Annotated in this window: 21 protein-coding genes and 1 pseudogene; 17 read left to right on the top strand and 5 right to left on the bottom strand. The window is 43.2% G+C overall.

Annotation, left to right across the window (positions count from 1 at the left end):
• Positions 1-269 precede the first annotated feature (269 nt).
• Entirely contained in the window at positions 270-1,007 is a 738-nt protein-coding gene (locus ACFI6J_RS17200) for a substrate-binding periplasmic protein (protein WP_156086633.1), read from the top strand.
• Between the two features lie 26 nt (positions 1,008-1,033).
• Positions 1,034-1,243: a diguanylate cyclase domain-containing protein gene (locus tag ACFI6J_RS17195; protein ID WP_232375942.1), complete on the top strand. Its 210-nt coding sequence runs from the start codon at positions 1,034-1,036 to the stop codon at positions 1,241-1,243.
• Here ACFI6J_RS17195 and ACFI6J_RS17190 read toward each other — a convergent pair.
• Positions 1,231-1,587: pseudogene (locus ACFI6J_RS17190) on the bottom strand (winged helix-turn-helix domain-containing protein); the annotation flags it as partial. The gene ACFI6J_RS17195 and the pseudogene ACFI6J_RS17190 sit on opposite strands and share 13 nt — an antisense overlap.
• A gap of 47 nt (positions 1,588-1,634) precedes the next feature.
• On the opposite strand from ACFI6J_RS17190, the gene ACFI6J_RS17185 reads away from it, so the two are divergent.
• From ACFI6J_RS17185 to ACFI6J_RS17155, 7 genes are all read left to right on the top strand, one after another.
• On the top strand, positions 1,635-2,066 hold the full coding sequence (locus ACFI6J_RS17185; RefSeq protein ID WP_014976963.1) for an HvfA family oxazolone/thioamide-modified RiPP metallophore: 432 nt from the start codon (positions 1,635-1,637) through the stop codon (positions 2,064-2,066).
• A 150-nt stretch (positions 2,067-2,216) separates the two neighbouring features.
• Entirely contained in the window at positions 2,217-3,068 is an 852-nt protein-coding gene (locus ACFI6J_RS17180) for an HvfB family MNIO-type RiPP peptide maturase (protein WP_039225174.1), read from the top strand.
• Positions 3,065-3,829, top strand: a complete 765-nt coding sequence (locus tag ACFI6J_RS17175; protein ID WP_278346213.1) for an HvfC family RiPP maturation protein — start codon at positions 3,065-3,067, stop codon at positions 3,827-3,829. The genes ACFI6J_RS17180 and ACFI6J_RS17175 overlap by 4 nt, the downstream gene beginning before the upstream one ends.
• A 153-nt stretch (positions 3,830-3,982) precedes the next feature.
• Entirely contained in the window at positions 3,983-4,105 is a 123-nt protein-coding gene (locus ACFI6J_RS17170; protein ID WP_256253717.1) for a hypothetical protein, read from the top strand.
• Between the two features lie 22 nt (positions 4,106-4,127).
• Positions 4,128-4,664 (top strand): adenine phosphoribosyltransferase, encoded by a 537-nt coding sequence (gene apt, locus ACFI6J_RS17165; protein ID WP_278346214.1) that lies wholly within the window; start codon positions 4,128-4,130, stop codon positions 4,662-4,664.
• 41 nt (positions 4,665-4,705) lie between these two features.
• Positions 4,706-7,798, top strand: a complete 3,093-nt coding sequence (gene dnaX, locus ACFI6J_RS17160) for a DNA polymerase III subunit gamma/tau (RefSeq protein WP_462586285.1) — start codon at positions 4,706-4,708, stop codon at positions 7,796-7,798.
• A 38-nt stretch (positions 7,799-7,836) separates the two neighbouring features.
• Positions 7,837-8,163, top strand: a complete 327-nt coding sequence (locus ACFI6J_RS17155) for a YbaB/EbfC family nucleoid-associated protein (protein WP_014950049.1) — start codon at positions 7,837-7,839, stop codon at positions 8,161-8,163.
• A 136-nt stretch (positions 8,164-8,299) separates the two neighbouring features.
• Here the strand turns inward: ACFI6J_RS17155 and ACFI6J_RS17150 are convergent, their stop codons facing one another.
• The gene (locus ACFI6J_RS17150) at positions 8,300-9,088 is read right to left on the bottom strand and encodes a ferredoxin--NADP reductase (protein ID WP_049588633.1); all 789 of its coding nucleotides are present in this window, start codon (positions 9,086-9,088) and stop codon (positions 8,300-8,302) included.
• Positions 9,089-9,355: 267 nt separating this feature from the next.
• Here ACFI6J_RS17150 and ACFI6J_RS17145 point away from each other — a divergent pair, with 267 nt between their 5' ends.
• The 6 genes from ACFI6J_RS17145 to ACFI6J_RS17120 all read left to right on the top strand — a co-directional run bounded on the left by ACFI6J_RS17145 (position 9,356) and on the right by ACFI6J_RS17120 (position 15,531).
• Complete coding sequence (locus ACFI6J_RS17145; RefSeq protein ID WP_231514306.1) at positions 9,356-10,048, top strand: hypothetical protein; 693 nt, start codon at positions 9,356-9,358, stop codon at positions 10,046-10,048.
• A gap of 241 nt (positions 10,049-10,289) precedes the next feature.
• Complete coding sequence (locus tag ACFI6J_RS17140) at positions 10,290-11,237, top strand: hypothetical protein (RefSeq protein ID WP_014950046.1); 948 nt, start codon at positions 10,290-10,292, stop codon at positions 11,235-11,237.
• 5 nt (positions 11,238-11,242) lie between these two features.
• Positions 11,243-11,842, top strand: a complete 600-nt coding sequence (recR, locus tag ACFI6J_RS17135) for a recombination mediator RecR (RefSeq protein WP_014950045.1) — start codon at positions 11,243-11,245, stop codon at positions 11,840-11,842.
• 240 nt (positions 11,843-12,082) lie between these two features.
• A complete protein-coding gene (gene htpG, locus ACFI6J_RS17130; protein ID WP_462586284.1) occupies positions 12,083-14,005 on the top strand; it encodes a molecular chaperone HtpG in 1,923 nt (640 codons plus the stop codon).
• Between the two features lie 338 nt (positions 14,006-14,343).
• Positions 14,344-14,988: an adenylate kinase gene (gene adk / locus ACFI6J_RS17125; RefSeq protein WP_014950043.1), complete on the top strand. Its 645-nt coding sequence runs from the start codon at positions 14,344-14,346 to the stop codon at positions 14,986-14,988.
• Positions 14,989-15,135: 147 nt separating this feature from the next.
• Positions 15,136-15,531 carry an MAPEG family protein gene (locus tag ACFI6J_RS17120; RefSeq protein ID WP_014976958.1) on the top strand — a complete coding sequence of 132 codons (396 nt, stop codon included), beginning with the start codon at positions 15,136-15,138 and terminating at the stop codon, positions 15,529-15,531.
• 516 nt (positions 15,532-16,047) lie between these two features.
• On the opposite strand, the gene ACFI6J_RS17115 is transcribed toward ACFI6J_RS17120, so the two are convergent.
• The 3 genes from ACFI6J_RS17115 to lepB form a co-directional block, all read right to left on the bottom strand.
• On the bottom strand, positions 16,048-18,402 hold the full coding sequence (locus ACFI6J_RS17115) for a TonB-dependent receptor (protein WP_348671066.1): 2,355 nt from the start codon (positions 18,400-18,402) through the stop codon (positions 16,048-16,050).
• Positions 18,403-18,672: 270 nt separating this feature from the next.
• Complete coding sequence (locus ACFI6J_RS17110; RefSeq protein WP_156086623.1) at positions 18,673-18,903, bottom strand: hypothetical protein; 231 nt, start codon at positions 18,901-18,903, stop codon at positions 18,673-18,675.
• 448 nt (positions 18,904-19,351) lie between these two features.
• On the bottom strand, positions 19,352-20,005 hold the full coding sequence (gene lepB / locus ACFI6J_RS17105; RefSeq protein WP_278347211.1) for a signal peptidase I: 654 nt from the start codon (positions 20,003-20,005) through the stop codon (positions 19,352-19,354).
• Positions 20,006-20,335: 330 nt separating this feature from the next.
• Between lepB and ACFI6J_RS17100 the strand changes: the two genes are divergently transcribed.
• A complete protein-coding gene (locus ACFI6J_RS17100; protein ID WP_342351284.1) occupies positions 20,336-23,251 on the top strand; it encodes a M16 family metallopeptidase in 2,916 nt (971 codons plus the stop codon).
• Between the two features lie 258 nt (positions 23,252-23,509).
• Positions 23,510-24,355: a formate/nitrite transporter family protein gene (locus ACFI6J_RS17095; RefSeq protein ID WP_014950037.1), complete on the top strand. Its 846-nt coding sequence runs from the start codon at positions 23,510-23,512 to the stop codon at positions 24,353-24,355.
• Positions 24,356-24,406 lie beyond the last annotated feature (51 nt).

Here is a 24,406-nt window from a genome sequence, read left to right as displayed (position 1 = left end):
AATGGGGTCAGAGTACATTAATCCCCATTCCCCCCAGCAAAACCTCAAATTGGGGTCAGAGTACTTTATTACTTTAAACATCAGAACATAGTCATTCCCTTACCCCCCAATGCCGTTAAGTCAGAGAAATGTACTCTGACCCCATTTCTTGTGTGCTTGTGCTGTAAGCATATTTTGACTGGGAGAGATCTAGTAATAACATCTCCTTCCTATTATTTATTCGCAAAATTCTATATAAGTAATTTATCAATGAATAAATCGGTAAAAATGTGAAACGTAAGGTTCTTTTAGGTTATTGCTTAATTCTTATTTCTTGGGCGTATTGCGCAAGCTCTGAAGAAAATTTAAAAACAAAAAAGTCTATTACGCTTGGTGTCGTTGAGTTTCCGCCATTAGTAATTAAAGAACCCGACTCTTCGCGTTGTCATGGTGTAGCGATAGATGCAACTGTAGCCATATTGACTAAAATGAATTATAACGTGTTAGTTGAATGCATGCCTCCGGCTCGTTTGTTTGAACGTGTGAAGACCGGGAAGGTCGATCTCACAATTAATGTCAGAGGTACTTCAGCGTTAGATCAGAACGCTACATTTATAAACGCTCCATTTGTTTACTTAACTATTGTACTTCTACATAACGGACAACTTGCGGATGGTAAGTCAATTTCGGCAATTCGCGGCTATGACTATTTAGGGATTCGACAGGCACTTAAGCAAGAAGGTTTTGAATTTTTTGATATGCCGACAAGTAGCGACGCGATTCACCTTTTTGATGTTGGAAGAACGTCTTATCTAATTAGCTACAAACAACCCTATCAATTTTATACAGAGGCATTAGGTAGTCGATTAGTTGAGGTAAGTATTTCAGACAAATTGACCGTACCTTCCTATTTGGCAGTTTCAAATCACAGTAGGTACAAAGATGAACTTGTTGATAGTTTGAATCTGGTTACTACATATATAAGTGACTCTACAATATTAGAATCCTATCAAAGTGCGAATAAATAACTCTTTCCTTACCAACTGTACAACTGTTGCCTATACGAATCGGGCGGCTCCGTGCCCCACTCAGTGTCAGGCACTTCATACTCGTGTCAAATAAAAAGCTCACAGTTAATATGGGAGTGGCAGCGAATGAAAATCTTTGTTATGAGAACATAACTTCTCTGTTGCAAGCGGCTGATACGCTTTTATATAAAGCTAAATTTCGAGGTAGTGAACAAATATGTTTAGGCCAGCACTGAGCAACGATCTCGTCAGAGGATACTACTTCTCCTTTTTGCTGACACAACAGCAGCAGAACATCCATGGTTTTCGGCTCTATAGTCCTCTTAAGCTTGCCGAGAGATAGCGTATTGCTGGTTACATCGACTTGCCATTGACCTAGATAAAATTGTTGCTTCACCGCGTTTACCCTGTACTTTTTGTAGGTACTGTACTTAACTTTTCCTGTTAACTTATTGTAAAAGTATGCAGATACACTTTTGTTAATATAAAACCTTTTAATATCAATGTCATAAAAATTAATTGTAAAAAAATTAATTTTTGTGAAATATCCTTTAAGCCCACAGGGTCTTTTAAAGTACACGTGCTTACTGTACGTCAAACATGACTAATATTATTGAGGGTACATCAATGAAACAAATCAAAAAATCATCAGTAGCGACAGCGTTGGGTGCAGTTGTAATTGGCTCTTTGGCGTCAACGGTTGCAGTAGCAGATGTAAATCCATTTGGTATGCAAGCATTAGAATCTGGTTACAGCCAATTCGCTGCGGAAGGCAAGTGTGGCGAAGGTAAATGTGGCGGCGACAAAGCAGAGAAAGAAGGCAAGTGCGGCGAAGGTAAGTGTGGCGGCGACAAGAAAGCTGAAAAAGAAGGCAAGTGTGGCGAAGGTAAGTGCGGCGGAGACAAGAAAGCTGACAAAGAAGGCAAGTGCGGCGAAGGCAAATGTGGCGGCGACAAGAAAGCAGACAAAGAAGGCAAGTGCGGCGAAGGTAAATGTGGCGGCGACAAGAAAGCTGGTAAAGAAGGCAAGTGCGGCGAAGGCAAATGCGGTAGCATGTAACCGCCATTCGAAAAGCATCGTGTAGCTTGAAAAAGAATGATGAAGGCTACACGAGTTACGCTTAGCAAAAAAATGGCTGTCGAATGATGGCCTTTTTTGTCTAGTAACGTACGTTACAATTGTGCAATCCCATGCGGTAAAGGGGAAGATATGAAAAACATCTGTGGCGCAGGTCTTGGGTTTCGTCGGGAAATGCTAAAAGCGCTTTTACCTACATTGCCATCTGAAGTCGATTTTTGGGAAGTAGCCCCTGAAAATTGGATCCCACTTGGTGGGAAGTACCAAGAACAATTTCAGCAAGCGTCTTCGCAAGCTCCCTTTACAACTCATGGTTTATCTTTGTCTATCGGAAGTAGCGACAAACTAGATGTCGAGTTTGTAAAAACCGTTAAGCGATTTTTAGATGCAAACAATATTGCATTGTATAGCGAGCACTTAAGCTTTTGTTCTGGCAATGGGCATATGTACGATCTGATGCCAATTCCTTTTACTGAAGACGCGATTAAGCACGTAGTATCTCGAATTGTTCAAGTTCAAGATATCATCGAACGACCGCTGGTCTTAGAAAATGTCTCTTATTACATTGCGCCAGGCCAAGAGATGGATGAACTTGAATTTACCAAGAGCATACTAAATGAATCGGGTTGCAAAATGCTTCTCGACGTAAACAATGTTTACGTGAACAGTATCAACCATAAATACGATGCGAAAGCGTTCATTAACGGCTTGCCCTCAGACAAAATTGTGTATGGCCATATTGCTGGTCATTATGATGAAGCAGAGGATTTGAAAGTTGATACTCACGGGGCTGATGTCATTGAGCCAGTTTGGGCGCTGTTGGAGCATGCTTACCTTACTCACGGCGTATTTCCGACTTTGCTAGAGCGTGATTTTAATATTCCCCCGTTAAGCGAATTATTAGCGGAAGTGAAGAAAATTAAGCAAATTCAAGCAAAATGCGAAGCTGTTCAAGCATCAAACGTTAAAGGGAGTGTCGCGTGACTCAGTCATTTCAAACCACTCAAAAAACGTTCGTTGATGCGATCAAAGACCCGCAGACATTTTGTGATACCGACGCTGATCACATTCGTCGTATGAAAATCTATCAATCCCTGTTTTTTAACAACATCGATAATTTCGTCAGTACCGGTTTTCCCGTTTTAAAATCTATTGTGGTAAAACAGTATGGTGAAAAAGGCTGGGAGAGTATTGTGCGTCAATTTTTTATTGAGCACGAATGCCGCTCTCCTTATTTTGCTGAAATAAGTAAAGAGTTCGTTGAGTACCTTTCAACAGAGCCAATCTTCGATATTACTCTGCCCGACTTTGCTGCGGAGCTTGCTCACTATGAGTGGCTTGAGCTTGACGTCAGTATCAGAAAAAACGAAGACGAAATAGAATTTTATCAACAAGGAAACAATGTTACCGCAATTAGGGTGTCACCGTATGCCTCGTTGGCGGCATATCAGTTCGAAGTCCATCTAATTGGTGAGGATTATATCCCAGAGCAACCTGCCGAAGAACAGCAGTTCTACGTTGTTTACAGAGACCGTGAGTTTGACGTTCAATTTGCTCATGTTAATCCGGTGACGGCTATTTTAGTCAACACGCTGGAACAAAATGAACTGGGGATGGAAATAGAACAATTAGCTGAGTCGTTGTGCCAACAACTTCCCCAAATTCCTTCAAACGTGCTTATAAATGGTATGAACCAGACCCTCACTGACATGTTACAAAAAGGAATACTGCTTCCAGTATCCTAAGTAACCATTACTATTTACCTGCTTTATATTAAACTTTCGCCAGGATCTGGTCTGAAAGTGAGCGATCGATCATATTAGCGCTGTCAATCGGGCTTGCTTTCGATTAACATTTAGCACCATTTTTTTGTTCACAAAATTGTTTAGGTAGTGCAAATGGCTGACAATTCAGATTTCAAAGAAGTCTATAACAAGTGGTACTTTCTAGCATCGCTAGTAACTCTAATCGCGTTCCCGTTGATGCATATCATCGCCGGCTGGTTCACCTTCTGGTTATAACGCAGACATTCAAGGCATAATTGTGACTGCAGAATATATTAAATCAGTAGTGAAAACCGTACCTGACTATCCAAAGCCAGGTATTTTATTTAGAGATGTGACCAGCGTTTTAGAAGATCACAAAGCATTTAGTAGCTGTATCTCGTTACTTGTAAAAAAGTATCAAGGTATGGGATTTACCAAGATAGCAGGTACTGAAGCACGCGGGTTCCTTTTTGGTGCGCCATTGGCCATCGAAATGGGCATTGGTTTTGTTCCAGTGAGAAAACCCAACAAACTTCCTCGTGAAGTAGTTAGCGAGAGCTACGAGCTTGAATATGGCATGGATACATTGGAAATCCATAAAGATGCCATTGAGCCAGGTGATAAAGTCCTTCTTATTGACGATTTACTTGCAACTGGTGGAACGATAGCCGCTTCTGCGAAACTAATTCGTTCACTAGGCGGTGAAGTAAACCATGCAGGTTTTGTTATTAACTTACCGGACCTAGGTGGCGAGAAGAAATTGAGTACGCTTGATATAGAAAGCTACTCTATTTGTGAGTTTGAAGGCGAATAATCGCTATAAAGCATAACTAGCAAAAGGCGAAATACGTAATAATGAGTTATCAGGTACTAGCAAGGAAGTGGCGACCGGGCAAGTTCAGTGAACTTGTGGGTCAGGAACATGTTGTCTCTGCCATTTCAAATGCTTTGGATAACGATCGTCTACACCACGCTTATCTGTTTACAGGTACGCGAGGCGTAGGTAAAACTACCATTGCACGTATTTTTTCGAAAAGCCTTAACTGCGAAGAAGGACAAGGGGCAAACCCTTGCGGTCAATGTAACACCTGTAAAGAGATAGAGCAGGGGAACTACGTTGATTTGTTAGAGATTGACGCTGCATCAAGAACCAAAGTTGAGGATACTCGCGAGCTTCTTGATAACGTGCAATACAAACCCACTCGCGGGCGTTACAAAGTGTACCTTATCGATGAGGTACACATGCTTTCAAAACACAGCTTTAATGCGCTGTTAAAAACGCTGGAAGAGCCACCTCCACACGTTAAGTTCTTACTGGCGACCACCGATCCTCAAAAGCTTCCGATAACCATCTTATCCCGTTGCTTGCAGTTTAACTTGAAAGCCATGTCTCGGGAGCAGATTGTTGGACAGCTGCAGCATATTTTAGAGCATGAACAGCTGCCTTTCGAGCCACAAGCGCTAGCGCTTGTGGCAAGAGCCGCCCAAGGCAGTATGCGAGATGCGCTAAGTTTAACTGACCAAGCGATTGCACAGGGTGGAAATCAAGTGCTGGCATCGGTGGTAACCGATATGCTGGGGCTGATGGACAAGAACCAGTTACTTAAAGTGATTCATGCGGTAGTAAGTAAAAGTCCTGCTGATGTATTACAGTTAGTTAATGACATCGCAGAGCAAGCCCCCGATTATGACAACGTACACAGCGAATTGGCTAGCCTGCTGCACCAAATAGCGTTAACGCAATGGGTGCCTGAAGCATGTAAGCTAGAAACCACATCGGCTAAAGCGATATTTCAATTAGCGAAAACTATCCCTGCTGAGCAAGTACAGCTGCTTTATCAGATTGCACTGCAAGGAAGAAAAGACTTACCGTTTGCTGCTGATGGAAAAAGTGCGTTTGAAATGACATTGATGCGAATGATGTCGTTTGCACCAAACACCCCCATCGACGACACTTCAAGTGAGATTGAAAACGGGAGGAGTGAGCATAGTTTACCTGTAGATCATGCTTCTTCCAGTGGTGGCCCGGGAAACGTCGGTAAGCAGGAGGAAGCGCCGTTAAGCGAAACTTCTGCAACCAATGTGCAGGAGGAGACGCCTTCACATCTATCGGTTGAATCTACCTCTGAACAGTCGTTAGAAAGTGCGCCATCTACCCCAGACTCACTTGCTACATCAATAATCGAAAAAGAGCAGCAAGAACAATCGACGTCTCCATTTGAATCACAGCAAGAGCAGAAACACGCAGCCGCTGATGAAAGCGAGTTGAGAGGAAGTGATACTCTGTCGGCGCTACCTCATGCAGAGTCAGGTGCAACGACAACTCAAACAACAGCACTTGAGCGTGATGCTTCACATGATCATGAATCCATAAAGCCAGCTCCAACTTCGTCTATTGAAGAACTACCCGTAGAAAACACCGCGTTACAAGCGGTACAAACAGAAAGCGTTGCTGCAGAGCTTGAACCAACGCCAAGTGAAGTCAGTGCGCCCCATAACGAAGCCGCGCAGCATTTCGATGGTCCTCCGTTAGATGCGTACATGGACAATATGCCACCTCCGTCAGAAGATGATGGTTCCTTAGGTTTTGACGGTTTTCAAACCGCTGAAGGTTTTCATAACGCTGAGGGCTCTCAGAACGCTGAAGGCTCTGATAACGCTAAAGGCTCTGACAAAAACAGCGAGTCGTTGGCGCACGAAAATGAAGTGTCCTCATTAACCGCCGAAGAGCAGCTGACATCTACGGCTGATATGTTGGCACTTCGTCAAAAGTTAAAGCAAAGAAAAGCACAAGACGCAGAAGCAAAAAGTACCAGCGCAGCAAATGCTAAGACCGAAAGTGCAAGTGATATTCAAGCGCGCTTTACCAGAAGCAAAGCCGAGGCTTTGAGTACTGCACAAACTGCACATGGAGTTAACAAGGGTAACGATAACAATTCAGGGCAGCCTAGCGCTGATAACGAAATCAAGAGGGGGGATTTAAACCCCGTTGGGCATGAAGACAGCCGTGAGCTGCAAGATCATAGCCCTAAGCCTCTAAATAATAGCCCAGAGCTTAGAGAGAACAGCCCGGAGCGTATAGATAGCGGTTCAGAACATAAAGATAATAGTGTTGCGCGCGATGACACTCCTCAACAAGAAAGTACTAATTCAGGCTCGTCTTTAGGTAATACTCATGCGCATTCTTCTGACGCTATGCATACTAGCGAGTCAGAAAAGAATCATTCTAGCTCAAACCACACGAGCGATTTCTCGCTTGATGAATTTGAAGATGATATGCCTTTTTCAAATGACGAATCTGAGGCGCAATCAAACTCGGAAACACCGGTTGAAGATATGCCGCCTTGGGCTACTGATTACGATAATCAACCACCTCAACACGTTGAAGGTGCTGATTATGTTGAAGCGCCCTCTGATAGCAGTTCGAATTACGACAGTGCCCCTGAGCAGATGGAAAGTGCGGGAGATCGGTCTTTCGCGCGGGATGCTCTAAATTTTGATACGCCGCTGAGCAGTACCTATAACGGGCAGTTAAAAGCGTACTTAAATGACGGAAGCAAATTAACTCACGCTAGCCAAATTGACGAATGGAGCAATCTAGTTGAGCAAATGCCGGTTGCTGGTCTACTCAAACAATTGGTGCTGCACGCATCATTTTCTCGAGCGGGCAATCAAGTGTCCCTTGAAATTGACCATAGTCAGACGCATTTATTAAATGATAGTGCGAAAAAGCAATTGGTTGATGCAATCCATCATGGGTTGGGTGAAAACGTTGAAGTAAATATCACGTTAGGTGAACCAGCATCTACACCTTTTGCGTTACAACAAGAGATTCATGTCATGCGCCATGCGCATGCACACTCGGTGATTAAAACCGATGATACAATTCAAGCATTGCTATCGACTTTCGATGCGTCAGTGCTAACCGATTCGGTTAAAGCGCGATAGCAGAATTATTAACACCAAAACGAAGCGAGACAAAAATTATGTTTAAAGGTGGAATGGGCAATATCATGAAGCAGGCGCAGCAAATGCAAGAGCGCATGCAAAAAGCACAAGACGACCTAGCCAAAATTGAAGTAACAGGTGAAGCGGGTGCAGGCATGGTTAAAGTAACCATGACGTGCAACCACAACGTGCGTCGTGTAGACATTGATGAGTCATTGATGGACGACGACAAAGATATGGTTGAAGATTTGGTTGCTGCAGCATTTAACGACGCGGTACGTCGAGTTCAAGAAACTAGCAAAGAGAAGATGGGTGATGTAACTGGCGGAATGCCATTACCTCCTGGCTTCAAAATGCCGTTTTAAATAATTATGTAAAGCTAGAAGCGATACAGCTTGCAAGTATTTTGCGAGTGAAATCATAGAAAGTCGCCGGCAACACGCCGGCGATTTTTATTGAAAACTTAAAATGTTGCCGATGGTCAGGCAAATGCGTTGCGCATTACTTTTCTATAAATGCTTGTTCAATTACATAATGCCCCTGACGACGCGAGTTAGCTTTCGAGAAGCCCTTGTCGTCTAGCATAGACATAAGGTCTTGTAGCATGTTGTCGTTGCCACATAGCATGAATCTGTCATTTTCAGTGTCTAATTCAGGCATACCTATATCATCCATCAACTTTCCGCTTTCAATTAGCTTCGTTATCCGTCCTTCGTGAGCGATACCGTTTTTCTCATAACTTTCTCTCGTGACAGTAGGATAGTAAATGAGTTTCTCACGCACTTCGTCACCGAAATAAGGGTTGTTAGGAAGTTGGTGCTCAATTTCGTCTTGATAGGCAAGTTCAGAGCGCCACCGCGTTCCGTGAACTAATATAATTTTTTCAAAGCTTTCATAAATGAAAGGATCTCTGATAATACTCATAAATGGTGCTAGACCTGTACCAGTGCTGAGCAAATAAAGATGTTTTCCGGGTAACAAGAAACCAGGCACGAGCGTACCTGTAGGCCTAACATTAATCATTACCTGGTCACCAGGTTCTATATTTTGAAGGCGAGAAGTAAGCGCACCATCTGGCACCTTAATACTAAAAAATTCCAATTCCTCATCATAATTTGGGCTTGCGATGCTGTAGGCCCTCATCAGTGGCCTACCATCTACTTCAAGACCAATCATAACGAATTGACCACTTTCAAAACGAAAAGATGATTCTCTCGTTGTTTTGAAACTAAACAGAGTGTCATTCCAATGGTGAACTTGGGTTACGGTTGCGTTTATAAGATTTCGCATTCGTTTTCCTACTTACTTAGTCATCAAGCCATGCTGCCATTCTCGCACACTTTACAATATGATAATAGTTATCATTAACGTTTGTGGTGTCGGTATACGCACGTAAAATCTAACGTGCTATCAGTTTTAAATAAGTATTTTTAGCAATAGTTCAACCAGGCCTTTCTTCCGTAACATTAAAACACTGTCACATTCAGTCATTTAGCTTGCGCATAGCAAAGGAACACAAATAATAGAATGTGGCAGTTCGAAATGAGGGAGGACGCTGTGTTAGCAAAAATGTTAAAACGCTTTCAGGCCCAACGCGATTGTGCCGTCGAAAACCCGTCTATCAATAATACCGCTGTATCCCTTTGGAAGGACACAGGCCAAGTCTACTATCTAGAGAACACGCTGAAGGTTACTTATCAGTCCAACACGGGAAAGATAACAATTGAAAAGCTCTCAATGACGTCTTTACCTCAAGTTCTTGCTGAGCTTCAAGCATTGGATACCGTCTCAACGCTAGCGCGAAAGGAAACTGCTAATCAGGTGGATGCATTTAGTGTTAGTGTGTGTGGTGTAACTTGGCAAACCGCAGACAATGGTCAGAGCGTCCGTATTAAAGCGCTTCCAGAAGCTGCTACTCTGCGCAGCCCTACTGCCTGCTTCACAAAGTCTCAAGCAATTTTCAAACACGCCTTTATGCTTGAACATGATGACTTACTCACACCTGCATCATTGAGTAAGCCCGGGATCTTTACATACAATCGGATATCGTTAAATGATTTCATTAGTCAGTTAGCGCTGGCTAACGAAAAGTTAGCAAATGGGCAAAAAGCTACAGTGAGCGTTGGTCACCAAAATTTTGAAACTGCATTTACTGACCATGAGCAGTCAATCATTGAAAAATTCATAAAGCACGATGAAACCGTATTCAATAAAGATGGACGTCAACGTCTACTTACTGATAAAGGTTAGGCTTGTTTTCAGCATGATACGTTGATAATTATGGGCTGATACACAGCTTACAAATATTGAGCGCATGCCCAACTCATCGACATTAACTGTAAAATCTCATTTAACCGTTGTTCCGTAGAAAAAGTGTCCCAAATAGTTGAATGATCGTTGTATCATTGCGTTTTTTATCTTTCAGAAAACTCAACGTGTTCAGTTAACCGCTAATCGCGAAAGTTAACTCGTTAAAATAGAGGTTTTAGTAGTGCTAAGGAAAGGCTTAGTTATCACCACGGTTATTTTACTACCCATCGCAACTGTGTTGTTTTTTATGAGTATTCACGACCTGTTTAAAATGAAAACAGTAACGGTCGACCCGAAGCTTAAGGAAATTTCAGGTATAGAATACGATAAATACAAAAGGCTTTGGGCCATTAACGACAGTGGCGATGGACCCATCCTTTATATGCTCAATAAAGATGGAACTATTGAGAGGGAAGTTACAGTTACAAATGCCAAAAACGTCGACTGGGAAGACATGACACAAAACAGTTTCGGTCATTTCTTTTTGGGAGACTTCGGCAACAATGACAACAAGCGACGCTGGTTAACGATTTATAAAATTGAAAACCCCATTGACATAAAAACCGATACCACAGAAGCAGAAATCATTAAGTTTACTTACCCGGAAATGGGAAAAGGAAAAGTAAAACCGAAAGACAAGAACTACGATTTGGAAGCGTTTGTAGAGTACAAGCGTAACCTCTACCTGTTTACAAAAAATAGAACAAAACCCTTCGATGGCATCACCAAGTTGTATAAGGTGGGGGATCATGCCGCTAACTTTGACGCACAGCTCATCGGCGAATTTAAAACCTGTACCACCCTTGAAAAGTTATGCTGGATCACATCGGCTGCAATAAGCCCTGATAGGACTAAACTGGTGCTGTTAGATTCAACAAGCCTGTGGTTATTTGAAAATTTTGAAGGCGATAACTTCTTCAGTGGCGATGTGTCGCGTATTGATTTAGGCGTAGTCACACAAAAAGAGGCAGTGACGTTTTATGACGACAACACGCTGGTTTTCACCGATGAAGAGTACAAGGGGTTATTTGGGGGCAACATTTATGAAGTTAAGCTCGACCAAGCAAAGCGGAACGTGATTAAATACCGCGAAAGCTCGAATCAAAAAGAAAAAGCACCAAAGCAGTAAATACTATGAAGTTCAGTCCGCTACTCTCAGAATTAATTCAGGCACTAACGTGTCTTCCCGGCGTTGGCAACAAGAGCGCTCAGCGTATGGCATTCCACCTATTAGAGCGTAATCGCACTGGGGCAATTGATTTAAGCAACGTATTACACAATGCCATGGAGCATATTCATCATTGTAAGCGCTGCAGAACATTTACTGAAGACGAGCTATGTGACATTTGTCGTCACCCTGAAAGAGAAGCAAGTGGCTTGTTATGCATTGTTGAAAGCCCACAAGACGTACTAGCAATCGAACAAACCTTAAGTTACAAGGGGCAGTATTTTGTGCTTATGGGTCATTTGTCTCCTATTGACGGCGTTGGGCCAGAAGAAATTGGTCTTACTGAGCTTGAGGCTCGTCTTGCCGCAGGTGGGATAAATGAAGTTATCCTCGCCACAAACCCGACTGTAGAGGGGGAGGCCACGGCACATTATATCGCTCAACTTTGTGCAAGCCATAACGTTGATGCGTCTCGAATTGCCCACGGCGTGCCGGTTGGGGGAGAGCTCGAGTATATTGATGGTAATACTCTCACCCACGCATTTTCGGGTCGCCGCAAACTATAGTACTGTAAATTGGGGTATACCCATTCTTAGTAATTAAAACACTCAACGTGGGTCCGCATCTGGCGGGCCTACGTCACGTTCTCTCTTATCGCTCGCCCACAAAATACTCAACATCAAACTTTATTGAAGATAAATCTCCTTATAAAAAATAAATTTTCGTTCTAAACGTTGAAAAGTGCGTTGAGCGACCTTACCTGTTTAACATCAAACGTGATCCATTCAACGAGGAGATATTGGATTATGGCTGAAGCAGCCCAAAAAGAAACCCACGGTTTTCAAACAGAAGTAAAACAGCTTCTTCATCTGATGATTCACTCTTTGTATTCAAACAAAGAAATTTTTCTACGTGAGTTAGTGTCAAACGCGGCAGATGCTGCGGATAAGTTACGCTTTCGTGCGCTAGAAAATGACAGTCTTTACGAAAACGATGGCGAGTTAAACGTAAAGCTTAGCGTCGATAAAGAAGCAAATACCGTCACCATTACCGATAACGGTATTGGTATGACTCGCGATGAAGTCATTGCGAACTTGGGTACAATTGCTAAGTCAGGCACTAAAGACTTCTTTAGCAAACTTTCTGGCGATAGCGCTAAAGACTCACAACTCATTGGCCAGTTCGGTGTTGGCTTTTACTCTGCGTTCATCGTAGCTGACAAAGTAACGGTGCGAACTCGTGCTGCTGGTGCAGATGCATCGCAAGGTGTTGAGTGGATTTCAGACGGTGAAGGTGAATTCACTATTGCCGAAATCAACAAGCCTACACGCGGCACCGAGATTACGCTTCACCTACGCGAAGACGAAAAAGAATTTGCTGATGCATGGCGTTTACGCTCTATCGTAAGTAAGTATTCTGATCACATCAGTATTCCTGTGCAGATGTGGAAAGATGAAGTGCCTGAAAGTGAAGGCCCTGATGGCGAAAAAATTGAAGGCCAGCCTGGTGAATGGGAAGTTGTAAACAAAGCCACCGCGCTTTGGACTCGTGAAAAGTCTGAGATTACTGATGACGAGTATAACGAATTCTACAAGCATATCTCTCATGACTTTGCTGATCCGCTTGCATGGGCGCATAACAAAGTAGAGGGTAAAACAGAATATACAAGTTTATTGTATATCCCTTCTAAAGCGCCGTTTGATATGTGGAATCGCGACCAAAGTCATGGTCTTAAGCTTTACGTTCAACGCGTTTTCATTATGGACGACGCCGAACAGTTCATGCCTACTTATCTACGTTTTGTTAAAGGTTTGCTAGACAGCAATGATCTTCCGCTTAACGTGTCTCGTGAAATTCTACAGGACAATGAGATAACGCAAGCGCTACGCCAAGGTTGTACTAAGCGCGTATTACAGATGCTTGAAAAAATGGCGAAGAACGACAATGAAAAATATCAGTCGTTCTGGAATGAATTCGGCAACGTGTTAAAAGAAGGGCCGGCTGAAGATTTCAGTAACCGCGAGAAAATTGCTGGCTTGCTACGCTTCTCTTCTACACACGGTGAGTCTGATGCACAAACCGTATCATTAGCTGACTATATTGAGCGAATGAAAGAAGGCCAGGATAAGATTTACTATGTGACAGCAGATAGCTTGCAAGCTGCCAAGTCTAGTCCTCACCTTGAGATTTTCCGCAAGAAAGGAATTGAAGTGCTATTGATGGGCGAGCGCATTGACGAATGGTTAATGTCTCACCTTACTGAGTTTAACGAGAAGCAGTTTGTCTCAATTGCGAAAGGAAACTTAGATTTAGGCGACTTAGAAGACGAAGAGTCTAAGAAGGCGCAAGAAGAAGCAGAAAAGCAAGTTGAAGGTGTTCTTGAGCGAGCTAAAACTGCACTTGGCGATAAGGTTGTAGACGTTAAATTTACCCATCGCTTAACAGATTCACCTGCGGTCATCGTAGCAGATGACAATGGCATGACTACGCAAATGATGAAGCTTATGCAGGCAGCAGGGCAGACCGTGCCAGACGTGAAGTATCACTTTGAACTTAACCCTGAGCATAGCTTGGTGAAGCTGCTGGCAGATACCCAAGATGAAGAGCTGTTTAATCAGTGGGTAGGCGTATTGTTTGATCAAGCTGCATTGTCAGAACAGGGTAGCTTGAAAGACCCATCTAGTTTTGTACAGAACTTGAACACGCTTCTAATGAAGTTAGCTAAATAAAGCAATAAACCATTAGGTTTACATTTAAAAACGGGCGTAATGCCCGTTTTTTTATTTCTACGACTAACAAAAGTAAGTTTAGCCATTTTATTGTGCTATATTTTGGCGGTCTAAAATTTCAAGTTAATCATATTAAGAGTTAGCTTATTCATCTTAAATAGGATGAGTTACTGAATGGGTGTAGGCGCAAATTTACAAAAGTGCCTATAAGCTGAACATATATTCGCCATTAGTCTTAAGATTAACTTTACGGTACTGCTTACACTTGTCACCCCAGTGTTGAATGTGTAAAGTGCCCGAAGTAAAAAGTTTAAAAATCATAAGCGGAGAACGCACTCATGCGAATCATTCTTCTCGGCGCTCCTGGCGCGGGTAAGGGCACACAAGCTCAGTTTTTAATGGGCAAATATGGCATTCCACAAATTTCAACGGGCGACATGCTTCGTGCTGCAATTAAAGCAGGTACAGAGCTAGGCCTTGAAGCAAAGCGTGTAATGGATGAAGGCAAACTAGTATCTGATGAGATTATCATTGGCCTAGTAAAAGAGCGTATTGCACAAGATGACTGTAAAGACGGTTTCTTATTAGACGGTTTCCCTCGCACTATTCCTCAGGCTGATGCAATGAAAGAAGCAGGTGTCACTGTTGATCATTGCATCGAGTTTGACGTTCCTGATGATGTAATCGTAGAACGTATGGGTGGCCGTCGTGTACACCCTGCATCAGGTCGCGTTTACCACGTTGTTTACAACCCACCAAAGGTGGAAGGTAAAGACAACGAAACAGGCGATGACCTAATCGTTCGTGATGACGATAAAGAAGAAACAGTGCGCAAGCGTCTTGCGATTTACCATGAGCAAACAAAGCCGCTTGTGAACTACTACAGCGCTGAAGCGGAAGCTGGAAACTGTGAGTACCACAAGCTTGACGGTACGCGCCCAGTTGAAGAAGTGAGTGCTGAACTTGCTGAACGTTTAGGTTAATTGCCAACAACGTCAACAAAAGGTCGCTTAGGCGGCCTTTTTTGTTGCTTGTAACTTATTAGCGGATAACGTTTAATGACAACCATGAATGTTGAATTAAGCGCTGATTAATACAACGCGATATAACTAGAACATGTGGAGTAGACCATGGTTTTGCCAATCACGGCGTTTTACGCCAGCTTACTGGGTATTTGCTACCTGTATTTGTCGTTTTTAGTCATTGGCGCCAGACGTCGCCACCAAGTGGGAATTGGCGATGGTGGTCATGAAGATCTAAGTCGTTTGACTAGAGCGCACGGCAACTTTAGCGAGTACGTACCCATCACCCTTATTATGATAGCGTGTTTTGAAGCCAATACTGGCCAAGTGTGGGCTGTTCACGCATTGGGGAGCGCACTGTTATTTGGCCGTGTATTACATGCCTATGGCTTAGGTCGTCACTCAGGCGTTAGCTGGCAGCGCTTCGCGGGTATGATCCTGACTTTCCTTGCTATGCTGTGTGCAGCAATAGGTAATTTGGTGCTTATTCATTTCGGATTGTAAGCGTTGCAAAAGAAGCAAATACATATAAAAAAATGCCAGCTTAGCTGGCATTTTTTTTACCTCATTTCCAATCAGGTTGAGCTAATTCAGATATTGAGGACAGGTTCGCTGTGTGTATTGCGAAGGTATAGTCCCTGCAACAGAGAAAAAACGCAACGAAGCGACTTGACGGAACTTTCGCCACCTAAGAGTTTCGTCCTGTTTGGCCGTTTAACCGATTCGGTTGGAGTCTAAATGCTAAAGATTCTTATAATTTTGGTATTTCTAGTTTTTTACACCTACTTGCTGAAGCGTAGGTTTAAAGTGAAGATGATGGAGGCATGGCGCGCCGAAAAGGTGGGGGCTGAGGTTATGGTTTATGTGATGATTGTATTGCCTGTGATTCTCGCATGGCTCACTACGGTGCTCTTTGAATATCTTTTTTCCTAAACACACGTTAATACATGAATGAAAAAAAGCGCTCAAGGCATGCCATTGTTAAGCAATGCCGTTGAGCGCTTTTCGTCTTATAGGCTTTTAGAAGCGGTAAGTTAGTTTAGAGTATACGAAGCGGCCACGCGGGTTGTGCACGCCGCCTACATAGCCGTATAAGTCGCCATCACCATCACCAATAGCAAACGGAGGCTCTTCGTCAAGCAAGTTGTTTGAACCAATTACAAGGCGAAGGTTATCGCTGTAGTTGTAACCAAACTGCAAGTCCACCAACATTTGAGAATCAACTGTTCTCGAGGTATTTTCTTCAAAGTCCAACACACCGTCGAAATCAATGTCAGGCGTGTCTTCAAACTCACCAACAAAGCTAATGTTCAAGTTGGCATCGAACGCACCTTTAGACCAGGTTGTGCCGAATAACCAACGGTGTTCTGGATAGCCATATTCGCCAGTGTACTCAAGACCGTCTTTTTCGAACTCGTTCATGTAAGACCAATCAAGGTTAAAGCGTACGTTACCGAACTCTTGCAACTCCATGCGGTAGTTAGCGCTGAAATCAACACCAGACGCTTCTTGAGATGATACGTTTTGGTAGGTGTTGAAAATCTTTTGAATTACACCTAATGACTCGCCTGGCTGCGGATCTAAGCGAACACAGATTGTGCTGTCTTGGTTATTACATTCCGCGTCGTAAACTAAACCGAATTGCTGCTCATCAATTTTGTTATCCTGCGTAATACTCCATACATCAATGCTCAGACCTAATTCTTGAATAGGTGCGTAGATAACTCCTACGTTCCAAGATTCTGACTCTTCTGCATCCAAGTTAGGGTTACCCGCAAACTCGATATTGTAATCCAACGATTCACAATCTTGACCTGTTGCATCACAGCGATATTTGTCTACGAAGAAAACACTTTTCTGTGATGGCCCAAGGCCAACTTGTGCAAGAGACGGTGCTCTAAAGCCCTGAGCCCATGAACCGCGCACGGTTACTTCATCACTTGGCGCCCAACGTAATGCTATTTTAGGGTTAGTTGTACTACCAAAGTCACTGTAATGGTCGTAGCGGCCAGCTAGTTGAAGCTCAAGCTGTTCAGCTAAAGGTATAGATAGCTCTAAGTATGCAGCATACTGGTCGCGTTCAGCAGAGGCAGAAACCGATTCTGTACCGAAGATTAATCCGCGCTGGAACTGAACATCAGGAACGTCAGATACTTGCTCTTCGCGATATTCAACACCTGCTGCCATCATGACAACATCGTCGCCGAAGCTGAATGCTTCACCGGTAATGTGAGCGTCAACGCTGGTCATTCGAGATTCACCACGGCGCACAAGGCTAGTAGTAATATCATCAATTACACTTTGCGGGTTAGTAACGCCACCAAACGGGTTGTAGTTACCAAGGTTAATTTGTTCCTGAAGCCAGTCAACGCGAACCCAGCCTTGTGACTGATCACCACTTTGTTCTGAACGGCTACGGCCTTTTTGTACAGATGCTTCCCAATCGTAATCATTGAACGTGCCACGAAGGCCAGCGACTAAACGAAGGGTGTCAGATTCGATATCCCAGCGACGGGCACCTGCGTCAACAGGGCGGTAGCGACCAATTTCAATGTCTTGTCCGAACGGGTTATCAGGATGAGTACCCGGAACGGTTAAACCAGCATCTTCATCAAGAGGTGTTGCTGCACCGCCTGCTTCAGACGTATTGTGCTGCATTGCAACTTCCATAAATGCTGTGGTTTCGTCGCCAATTTTATAGTCGAACTGACCAATAAAGCCTACGCGCTCAGAAGCCGGGATGGTTAAACCAAATGGGCCATAATCGAACAGACAGCTGCCAGACGCCGTTGCGCTATCTTCTGGACAATCAGGGTCGATAGTTTTAACACCATCCACATAGAAGTAACCTGGGTAACCTCGTGAAGAACGGAAGTCCATACCACCATAAGGTGATTGGTTAGCTGTTCCGAATCGACCCATTTCGTCAGCGCCAAGCGTGCTGTTGTTGAAATAGTCGATGATAACTGTAGCACTGCTTTTATCGCTTTGAGAGCCCCATAGAATACTGGCGGTGGTCTCATCATAGCTTGGGCCTGTTGTACCACCATAACCTGCATTAATCTCTAGACCTTCGTAGTCTTTCTTCAGTACTACGTTTACTACACCAGCAACAGCGTCTGAGCCGTAAATCGCAGAAGCGCCATCTTTTAATATATCGATTCGTTCGATGGCAGATACAGGAATAGAGTTAATATCAACAAATGAGTTAGTGATACTTTCAGCAAAGGCACTTATTGCCACGCGACGTCCGTTTATTAGAACAAGCGTTGCATCTGGTCCCATACCTCTGAGGGATACCGCTGCCGCGCCATTGGCTGTTGAATCTTGGCTGTTATTACGTGTCGAGAAGGTACCCGCACCTGTGGCCGGCATACGCTTAAGGGCCTATTAACCATTGATATACAATTTTGGGCTAGATGGAAGCAGTTTAATTGCGGAGCAGCTCTGCAGACCTAGTGGACTAAGTTTAAGAGCTGCGACAAAAAGTAAAATGCTTCCATGACGCCCCCTTCGGGCAGTGCCTGTGTGTTACCTATACTGCGTTGAATGTTCTCGATTTAGAGCCACTAGACCTACAAACATTCGCCTTGTCTAGATAACACACAGGCGCTGCAAAATTGTATATCAATGGTCAATAGGCCCTCACTGTTGAAGGTTTTCATAGCCCATGCCTTCAATCATTGTTGCATCTATTGATTGAATAGGTGAAGGGCCTTCCATATCTGTACGTTTGATACGAGAACCGGTGACTGCAATTCGTTCAAGGTTGGCTGCTTCTTCGTCAGCTTGCTGTGCATACGCAGGAGATAGAGAGGTTAATCCTGAAAGTGCTAATCCCACTGCAATTGCACTTACTTTACGACCTTGTTTCATTGTTATTTCCTTATTTCCATTTTACTTGTTGTGTGTTTTTGCAACACGATGATGTTGCAAAATTATGAATAGCACTCCTAATACTTAAGTTGCAATAGGGGAAAACACGAAAGATGTGACACTTGGTTACAAAGTGTGTAAACCATGTATTACTTTTTTAAATGTGAAGCGGGATGAAGCGGCCGTGAAGTTAAACTAAAAACAGCGTAAAAATAAAGGGTTGCGGCTTAGTTAATTGGTGTTGAGGAAATGGGAATTTGATAAGGAACAAGACCGCTATTTGTAATTCATTAGTAAGAATTTACGTATATGCAATTGCCCCTACATTTTTCTTTATATACGTAAATATCACCGCTTTATCAGATCTGACCAGATTTTTTTTGCCGAAAAATTGAACGCAAGTAAAGGTCTAGCTTGGCCTTTTTGCAAGTAAGGGTATTGTTCAGCCCTACTGAAGTGATGTGAAAAGCCTGTCTTTTCGCGGTAAATACATATCGTCCGGATCTAGTGAAAATGCAACTGAGTTGGCTTTGCCCTGAATTTCTTCAATTGGAATGAAGCCATAATAACGAGAATCAACGCTATTGTTCCTATTATCCCCCATTGCTAGCACGTGATCTCTGGGCACAGTGATCAAATTAAAGTTTTTCGCAGGGCTAGGTAATGGGTTAAGCGCTATGGTTCGTGTTTGACCTAAAATCTGCTCGGAATAAAGATTGTGACCTTTGACGCTTAACGTTGCTTTTTCACCATTGATAAAAAGAACGTTGTTTTCTAATTTGACCTTATCACCTTCAATGGCAACCACACGTTTAATGAGTCTGGTATCAGCTGCATTACTGTCAATGATTACAATGTCACCGCGATTGATGTTACCAGTTTTCGCGACAACAACGTCTGTGAACGGCAGTTCTAGCGAGTAGGCTGATTTATCAACCACTACGCGGTCGCCTACTTGAATGGTGGGCTCCATAGAGCCTGTAGGGACATAATACCAATCAGCAACACTGCTTCGAAACGAGAAAAGCAAAACCATAAATAAAATGAAAGGCAGGTTGTTCTTAACGCTCTGTTTTAGATTTAACACGGCTTCGGTTCTCACTTTTCGTAGATTGCTCGTTAGATCAAAGTTTTATCACGACATGGCTTGTGTAATAGATGTAGATTGTAAATTACCTAATTTGTTCAAAATTGAGGTGTGGAAAATGTAACGAACTATGTCGGTAGCTAATTAAGGTTGCTCTAGCTACAGGGTATTGAGCGTTGAAAAAAAGCAATAAAACTCATGTAAATCATATGTTTATATTTCACTCTGTAAAAGATGAACGCTGCCCGTTTAGGCATGCTTAAAATGTCTGAAAAAGGAATGTCATGGCACTGGTGGTGCACTTGTGGTACTTGTTACATTTTTGACTGGCAAAGAACATACATAATGCTTGAAACATTCAAACGAACAAGAATGTACACTGCAATTGCTGTAATAACATTAAGTGCAGTTTCGACAGGGTGTACGCATATCACCAATGATCCACAAAATGTACGAACTGCTTCCGATATAACCAGCGAAACAACCACTAATGCAGATAATAGTACTGCTTCCCTAAATACGTCACTGTTCAACGTGGACTACGAGCGTTTTACTCTGGATAACGGGCTTACCGTTGTACTGCACGTTGACAGGTCTGATCCCGTTGCTGCAGTCGCCCTCACTGCGCATGTGGGTTCAGCCAGAGAAAAAGAAGGGCGAACAGGCTTTGCGCACTTGTTTGAACACTTACTTTTTCTCGAATCAGAGAACTTGGGAAAAGGCGGTCTTGATAAACTCAGTGCGAAAATTGGCGGCTCAGGTGCAAATGGCTCGACGAGTCGTGATAGTACCAATTACTTCCAAACTGTACCCATTGATGCTTTAGAAAAAATGATCTGGGCTGAAGCCGATAAGTTGGGATTTTTCATTAATACCGTAACAGACCCTGTGCTCGCCAAAGAAAAGCAGGTGGTGAAAAACGAAAAGCGCCAGAGTGTGGATAATCGTCCTTATGGTCACAATCAATATGTGATTGATAAAAACCTTTACCCTGAAGGGCATCCTTATAGTTGGCAAGTGATTGGGTCGTTAGATGATCTGCAAAACGCAACGCTTGCTGACGTGAAAGAGTTTTTCAAAAAATGGTATGTACCTAATAATGTGGTGCTTACCATCGCGGGTGATATTGACGTAAATCAAACTAAAGCGTGGGTTAAAAAGTATTTCGATGAAATTCCTGCGGGAGAGCAAATCAATAAATTACCGCCTCAACCTGCGAAGCTCAATGAGACTAAAAAACGATTCCATATAGATAATTTTGCACAAGCGCCACTTTTAACTATGGTGTGGCCAACCGTACCTGAATATCACGATGACTATTATCCACTTCAAGTACTTTCTCAGTACTTAAGCCAAGGCAAAAATGCTCCGCTGAACAAGGTGCTTGTTGACGAGAAGAAGCTCACCAGTGATGTTTATCTTTATGGCTATGATGCTGAGATCGCTGGACAGCTACAGCTGCAGGTAATGGCATTTAATGGCGTGAACTTAAACACTGTTGCAGATGGAGTTAATGAAGCGTTCGCCCGCTTTGAGAAAGACGGGATTTCTTCCAAGGATTTGGCGCGCATAAAAGCAGGTCAAGAAACAGAATTTTATCAAGGACTTTCAAGCGTCTTAGGTAAAGGTTTTCAATTGGCGCAATACGAAATCTTTGCGGGCGGGGCTGAATTTATCAGCCAAGATGTTCAGAAAATTTTGGGCGTTTCACAACAAGATGTAATGCGTGTTTATAGCACCTATATCAAGGATAAACCGTTTGTCGCCACTAGCTTTGTACCTAAGGGACAGCAAGAGTTGGTGTTAAGCGGCTCTACTGAAGCTAATGTAGTGGAGGAGCAAATTGTCGCGGGTGCGGAAGAGAGCTTTGATGCGTCAGTTGCGGCTGAATACGAACGTACTCCGTCATCGTTTGATCGCACGAAAGAGCCTGCTTATGGTGAATCAATAGAAATTACACCACCTAAGGTTTGGCAAAATACACTGTCGTCTGGCATCAAAATAACGGGTATTGCTAATGACGAAGTGCCATTGGTCGCGTTTGAGTTAAAGCTGGATGGTGGCATGCTTCTAGACTCAGAAGGTAAAACAGGAACCGCCAATTTACTTGCCGCAACCTTGCTTAAAGGTACGGCGGAAAAAACACCCGAGCAGCTGGAACAGGAAATTGAGCTTTTAGGCGCTTCTCTGGAGGCCAGTGCTTCTGAAACTGACATTACTATTAGCGGAACGGTATTGTCTAAGCACTACAGTGACTTAATGCAGCTTGTCACTGAAGTGATACTTTCTCCTCGCTTTGATGAACAAGAGTTTGAATTAGCTAAAGACGATACAATCAACCAGATTGAACAAATAAAAGCGAACCCTAATGCCATTGCATCGGTTGAGTTTAAAACACTGCTTTACGGAAAGGCGCATCCGTTTGCTCAAACGGTTCTTGGTGATAAGCAAACTGTAGATGACACAACGCTCGAAGATGTTAAAAAGTATTACGAGAAATACTTCACACCGTCATTGGCAAAGTTCCATGTTGTGGGAGACATCAAACAACAGGACGCTGTAAAAAGCCTAGCGCCACTTAATGCGCGATGGTTACCAAAAGATGTTACTTTTGCGAAGGTACCAGAGCCCAAGCTGCCAGAAAGCGCCCAACTCTTTTTCTATGACGTGCCTGGGGCTAAACAGTCAGTGCTTTATTTCGGCCATTCCGCCCCGAATGTTACTCATGATGATGCTTATAAAGTCAGTGTGATGAATTATCGTTTAGGCGGGGGCGGTTTCGCCTCACAGCTTATGCAGGAACTACGTGAAAACAAAGGCTACACCTATGGCATTCGTTCGTCGTTTTCTAGCGATCAATACACGGGTGAATTCACCATACGAAGCGCTGTAAGGTCGAATGTTACCTTAGAAGCAACGCAAGCTATCATGGATATATTAGCAGCGTTTGGCACAAACTATTCAGATGAAGATTTAGACGTTACGAAAGGGTTTACTCTTAAATCTGGCGCTAGGGCGTTTGAAACGTTAGGCGCTAAATTGAATATGGTTAGCGAAATTAGCGACTTTGGCTTGCCCAATGATTACGTTTTACAGCAAGAAGCTGAGGTAAAAGCGTTAACCGTGGGTGAGATAAAGCGCCTTTACGGTAAATATGTACATCCTGATAGAATGATTTATTTGATAGTTGGGGACAAAGATACCCAGTTTGAACGTTTAAAAGCGCTTGGGTTAGGGCAACCAACCTTGTTGAACCCTTAGTTCATGTTTTACGTTTTGCGAGCATTATAACGGCCGTTAATAAGATCAAAGCCCGTGTGAACAGCGTTCACGCGGGCTTTTTTATTAAAATGAGTGCTATATCTGAAATAGGCAAAATTATTGTGACCAAAAACGTGCTTAATCAACGTAACCGAATAGGGTGGTCTGTTAGTGCCTGTTAAATAACTGTGTCGTAGACCAAATACTATGTAATTGAGGCAAACGTCCTAGTTAAGCAAAGAGTTGCAGGAGACATGAGTGACGGAAAAAATAAAGGAGTCTGGGCGCCAAGAGCAAGACGTTGCCCTTAGTCATACTGAAGAAAAAGATGTACGAGATAATCAGAGCTTAAATTCTGTTTCTTTGTATGCCATTGTCCACAGGGAAGGGTTAGAAGAACTTCAGCGTCCTATGATGTCATTGTGGTGGTCTGGTGTGGCGGCAGGCATTGGCATCTCGATTTCAATTCTTGCTGAAGGAATTCTGCATCACCTCTTTGCAAACTCTCCCAATCAGTTTGTTATCGAAAACTTGGGCTATACGGTTGGTTTCGTGCTGGTGATTGTTGGTCGACTTCAATTGTTTACCGAAAATACGCTTTCGGTCATTCTTCCTTTGTTGAGTAAACCTTCGTTCAATATGGGCTTTTGCATTGCGCGCCTGTGGTTCATCGTTTTCACCGCCAATATGTTCGGCACCTTTTTGGCTGCGTTTTTCAGCTTTTCGCTGCAATCTGTTCCACCAGAGCTGGTTGAAGGGATGACCGCTATTTCTGAACATTATGCCAAGCTATCACCATCAGACGCTTTCTCATACGGCATTACGTCAGGGTTTATCATTGCCGCTATTGTATGGATGAAGCCATCGGTTAAGCATTCTCAAATATTGATGATAGTTATTTTTACTTATTTAATTGCTATAGGAAATTTTACGCACGTGATAGCCGGTTCAACAGAACTTTTCTTGTTAGCACTGCAAAATAAAATAAGCGTTCTTGAAACACTCTCACTCATTGGTGCAACATTACTAGGAAATATTGTGGGCGGAACGGGACTGTTCGCGCTGCTGGCTTATGGCCAAGTGGTAAGGGAAATCGAGAAATAGAGAAGTCAAAAAGTGACCCTTGGTGTGCAAACAGTGGTTAATTGAAATTAG

This window comes from Alteromonas sp. G4i13, assembly GCF_054960505.1.
Note: the sequence above shows the minus strand (reverse complement) of the source record. Positions and strands in the feature narration are given on the sequence as shown.

Bases quoted from the DNA above. Each gene is read 5' to 3' on its own strand.
- ACFI6J_RS17185 (WP_014976963.1), top strand. From the start codon at position 1,635: ATGAAACAAATCAAAAAATCATCAGTAGCGACAGCGTTGGGTGCAGTT.
- ACFI6J_RS17180 (WP_039225174.1), top strand. From the start codon at position 2,217: ATGAAAAACATCTGTGGCGCAGGTCTTGGGTTTCGTCGGGAAATGCTA.
- ACFI6J_RS17170 (WP_256253717.1), top strand. From the start codon at position 3,983: ATGGCTGACAATTCAGATTTCAAAGAAGTCTATAACAAGTGGTACTTT.
- dnaX (WP_462586285.1), top strand. From the start codon at position 4,706: ATGAGTTATCAGGTACTAGCAAGGAAGTGGCGACCGGGCAAGTTCAGT.
- ACFI6J_RS17155 (WP_014950049.1), top strand. From the start codon at position 7,837: ATGTTTAAAGGTGGAATGGGCAATATCATGAAGCAGGCGCAGCAAATG.
- ACFI6J_RS17150 (WP_049588633.1), bottom strand. From the start codon at position 9,088: ATGCGAAATCTTATAAACGCAACCGTAACCCAAGTTCACCATTGGAAT.
- recR (WP_014950045.1), top strand. From the start codon at position 11,243: ATGAAGTTCAGTCCGCTACTCTCAGAATTAATTCAGGCACTAACGTGT.
- htpG (WP_462586284.1), top strand. From the start codon at position 12,083: ATGGCTGAAGCAGCCCAAAAAGAAACCCACGGTTTTCAAACAGAAGTA.
- adk (WP_014950043.1), top strand. From the start codon at position 14,344: ATGCGAATCATTCTTCTCGGCGCTCCTGGCGCGGGTAAGGGCACACAA.
- ACFI6J_RS17120 (WP_014976958.1), top strand. From the start codon at position 15,136: ATGGTTTTGCCAATCACGGCGTTTTACGCCAGCTTACTGGGTATTTGC.
- ACFI6J_RS17115 (WP_348671066.1), bottom strand. From the start codon at position 18,402: ATGCCGGCCACAGGTGCGGGTACCTTCTCGACACGTAATAACAGCCAA.
- ACFI6J_RS17110 (WP_156086623.1), bottom strand. From the start codon at position 18,903: ATGAAACAAGGTCGTAAAGTAAGTGCAATTGCAGTGGGATTAGCACTT.
- ACFI6J_RS17100 (WP_342351284.1), top strand. From the start codon at position 20,336: ATGCTTGAAACATTCAAACGAACAAGAATGTACACTGCAATTGCTGTA.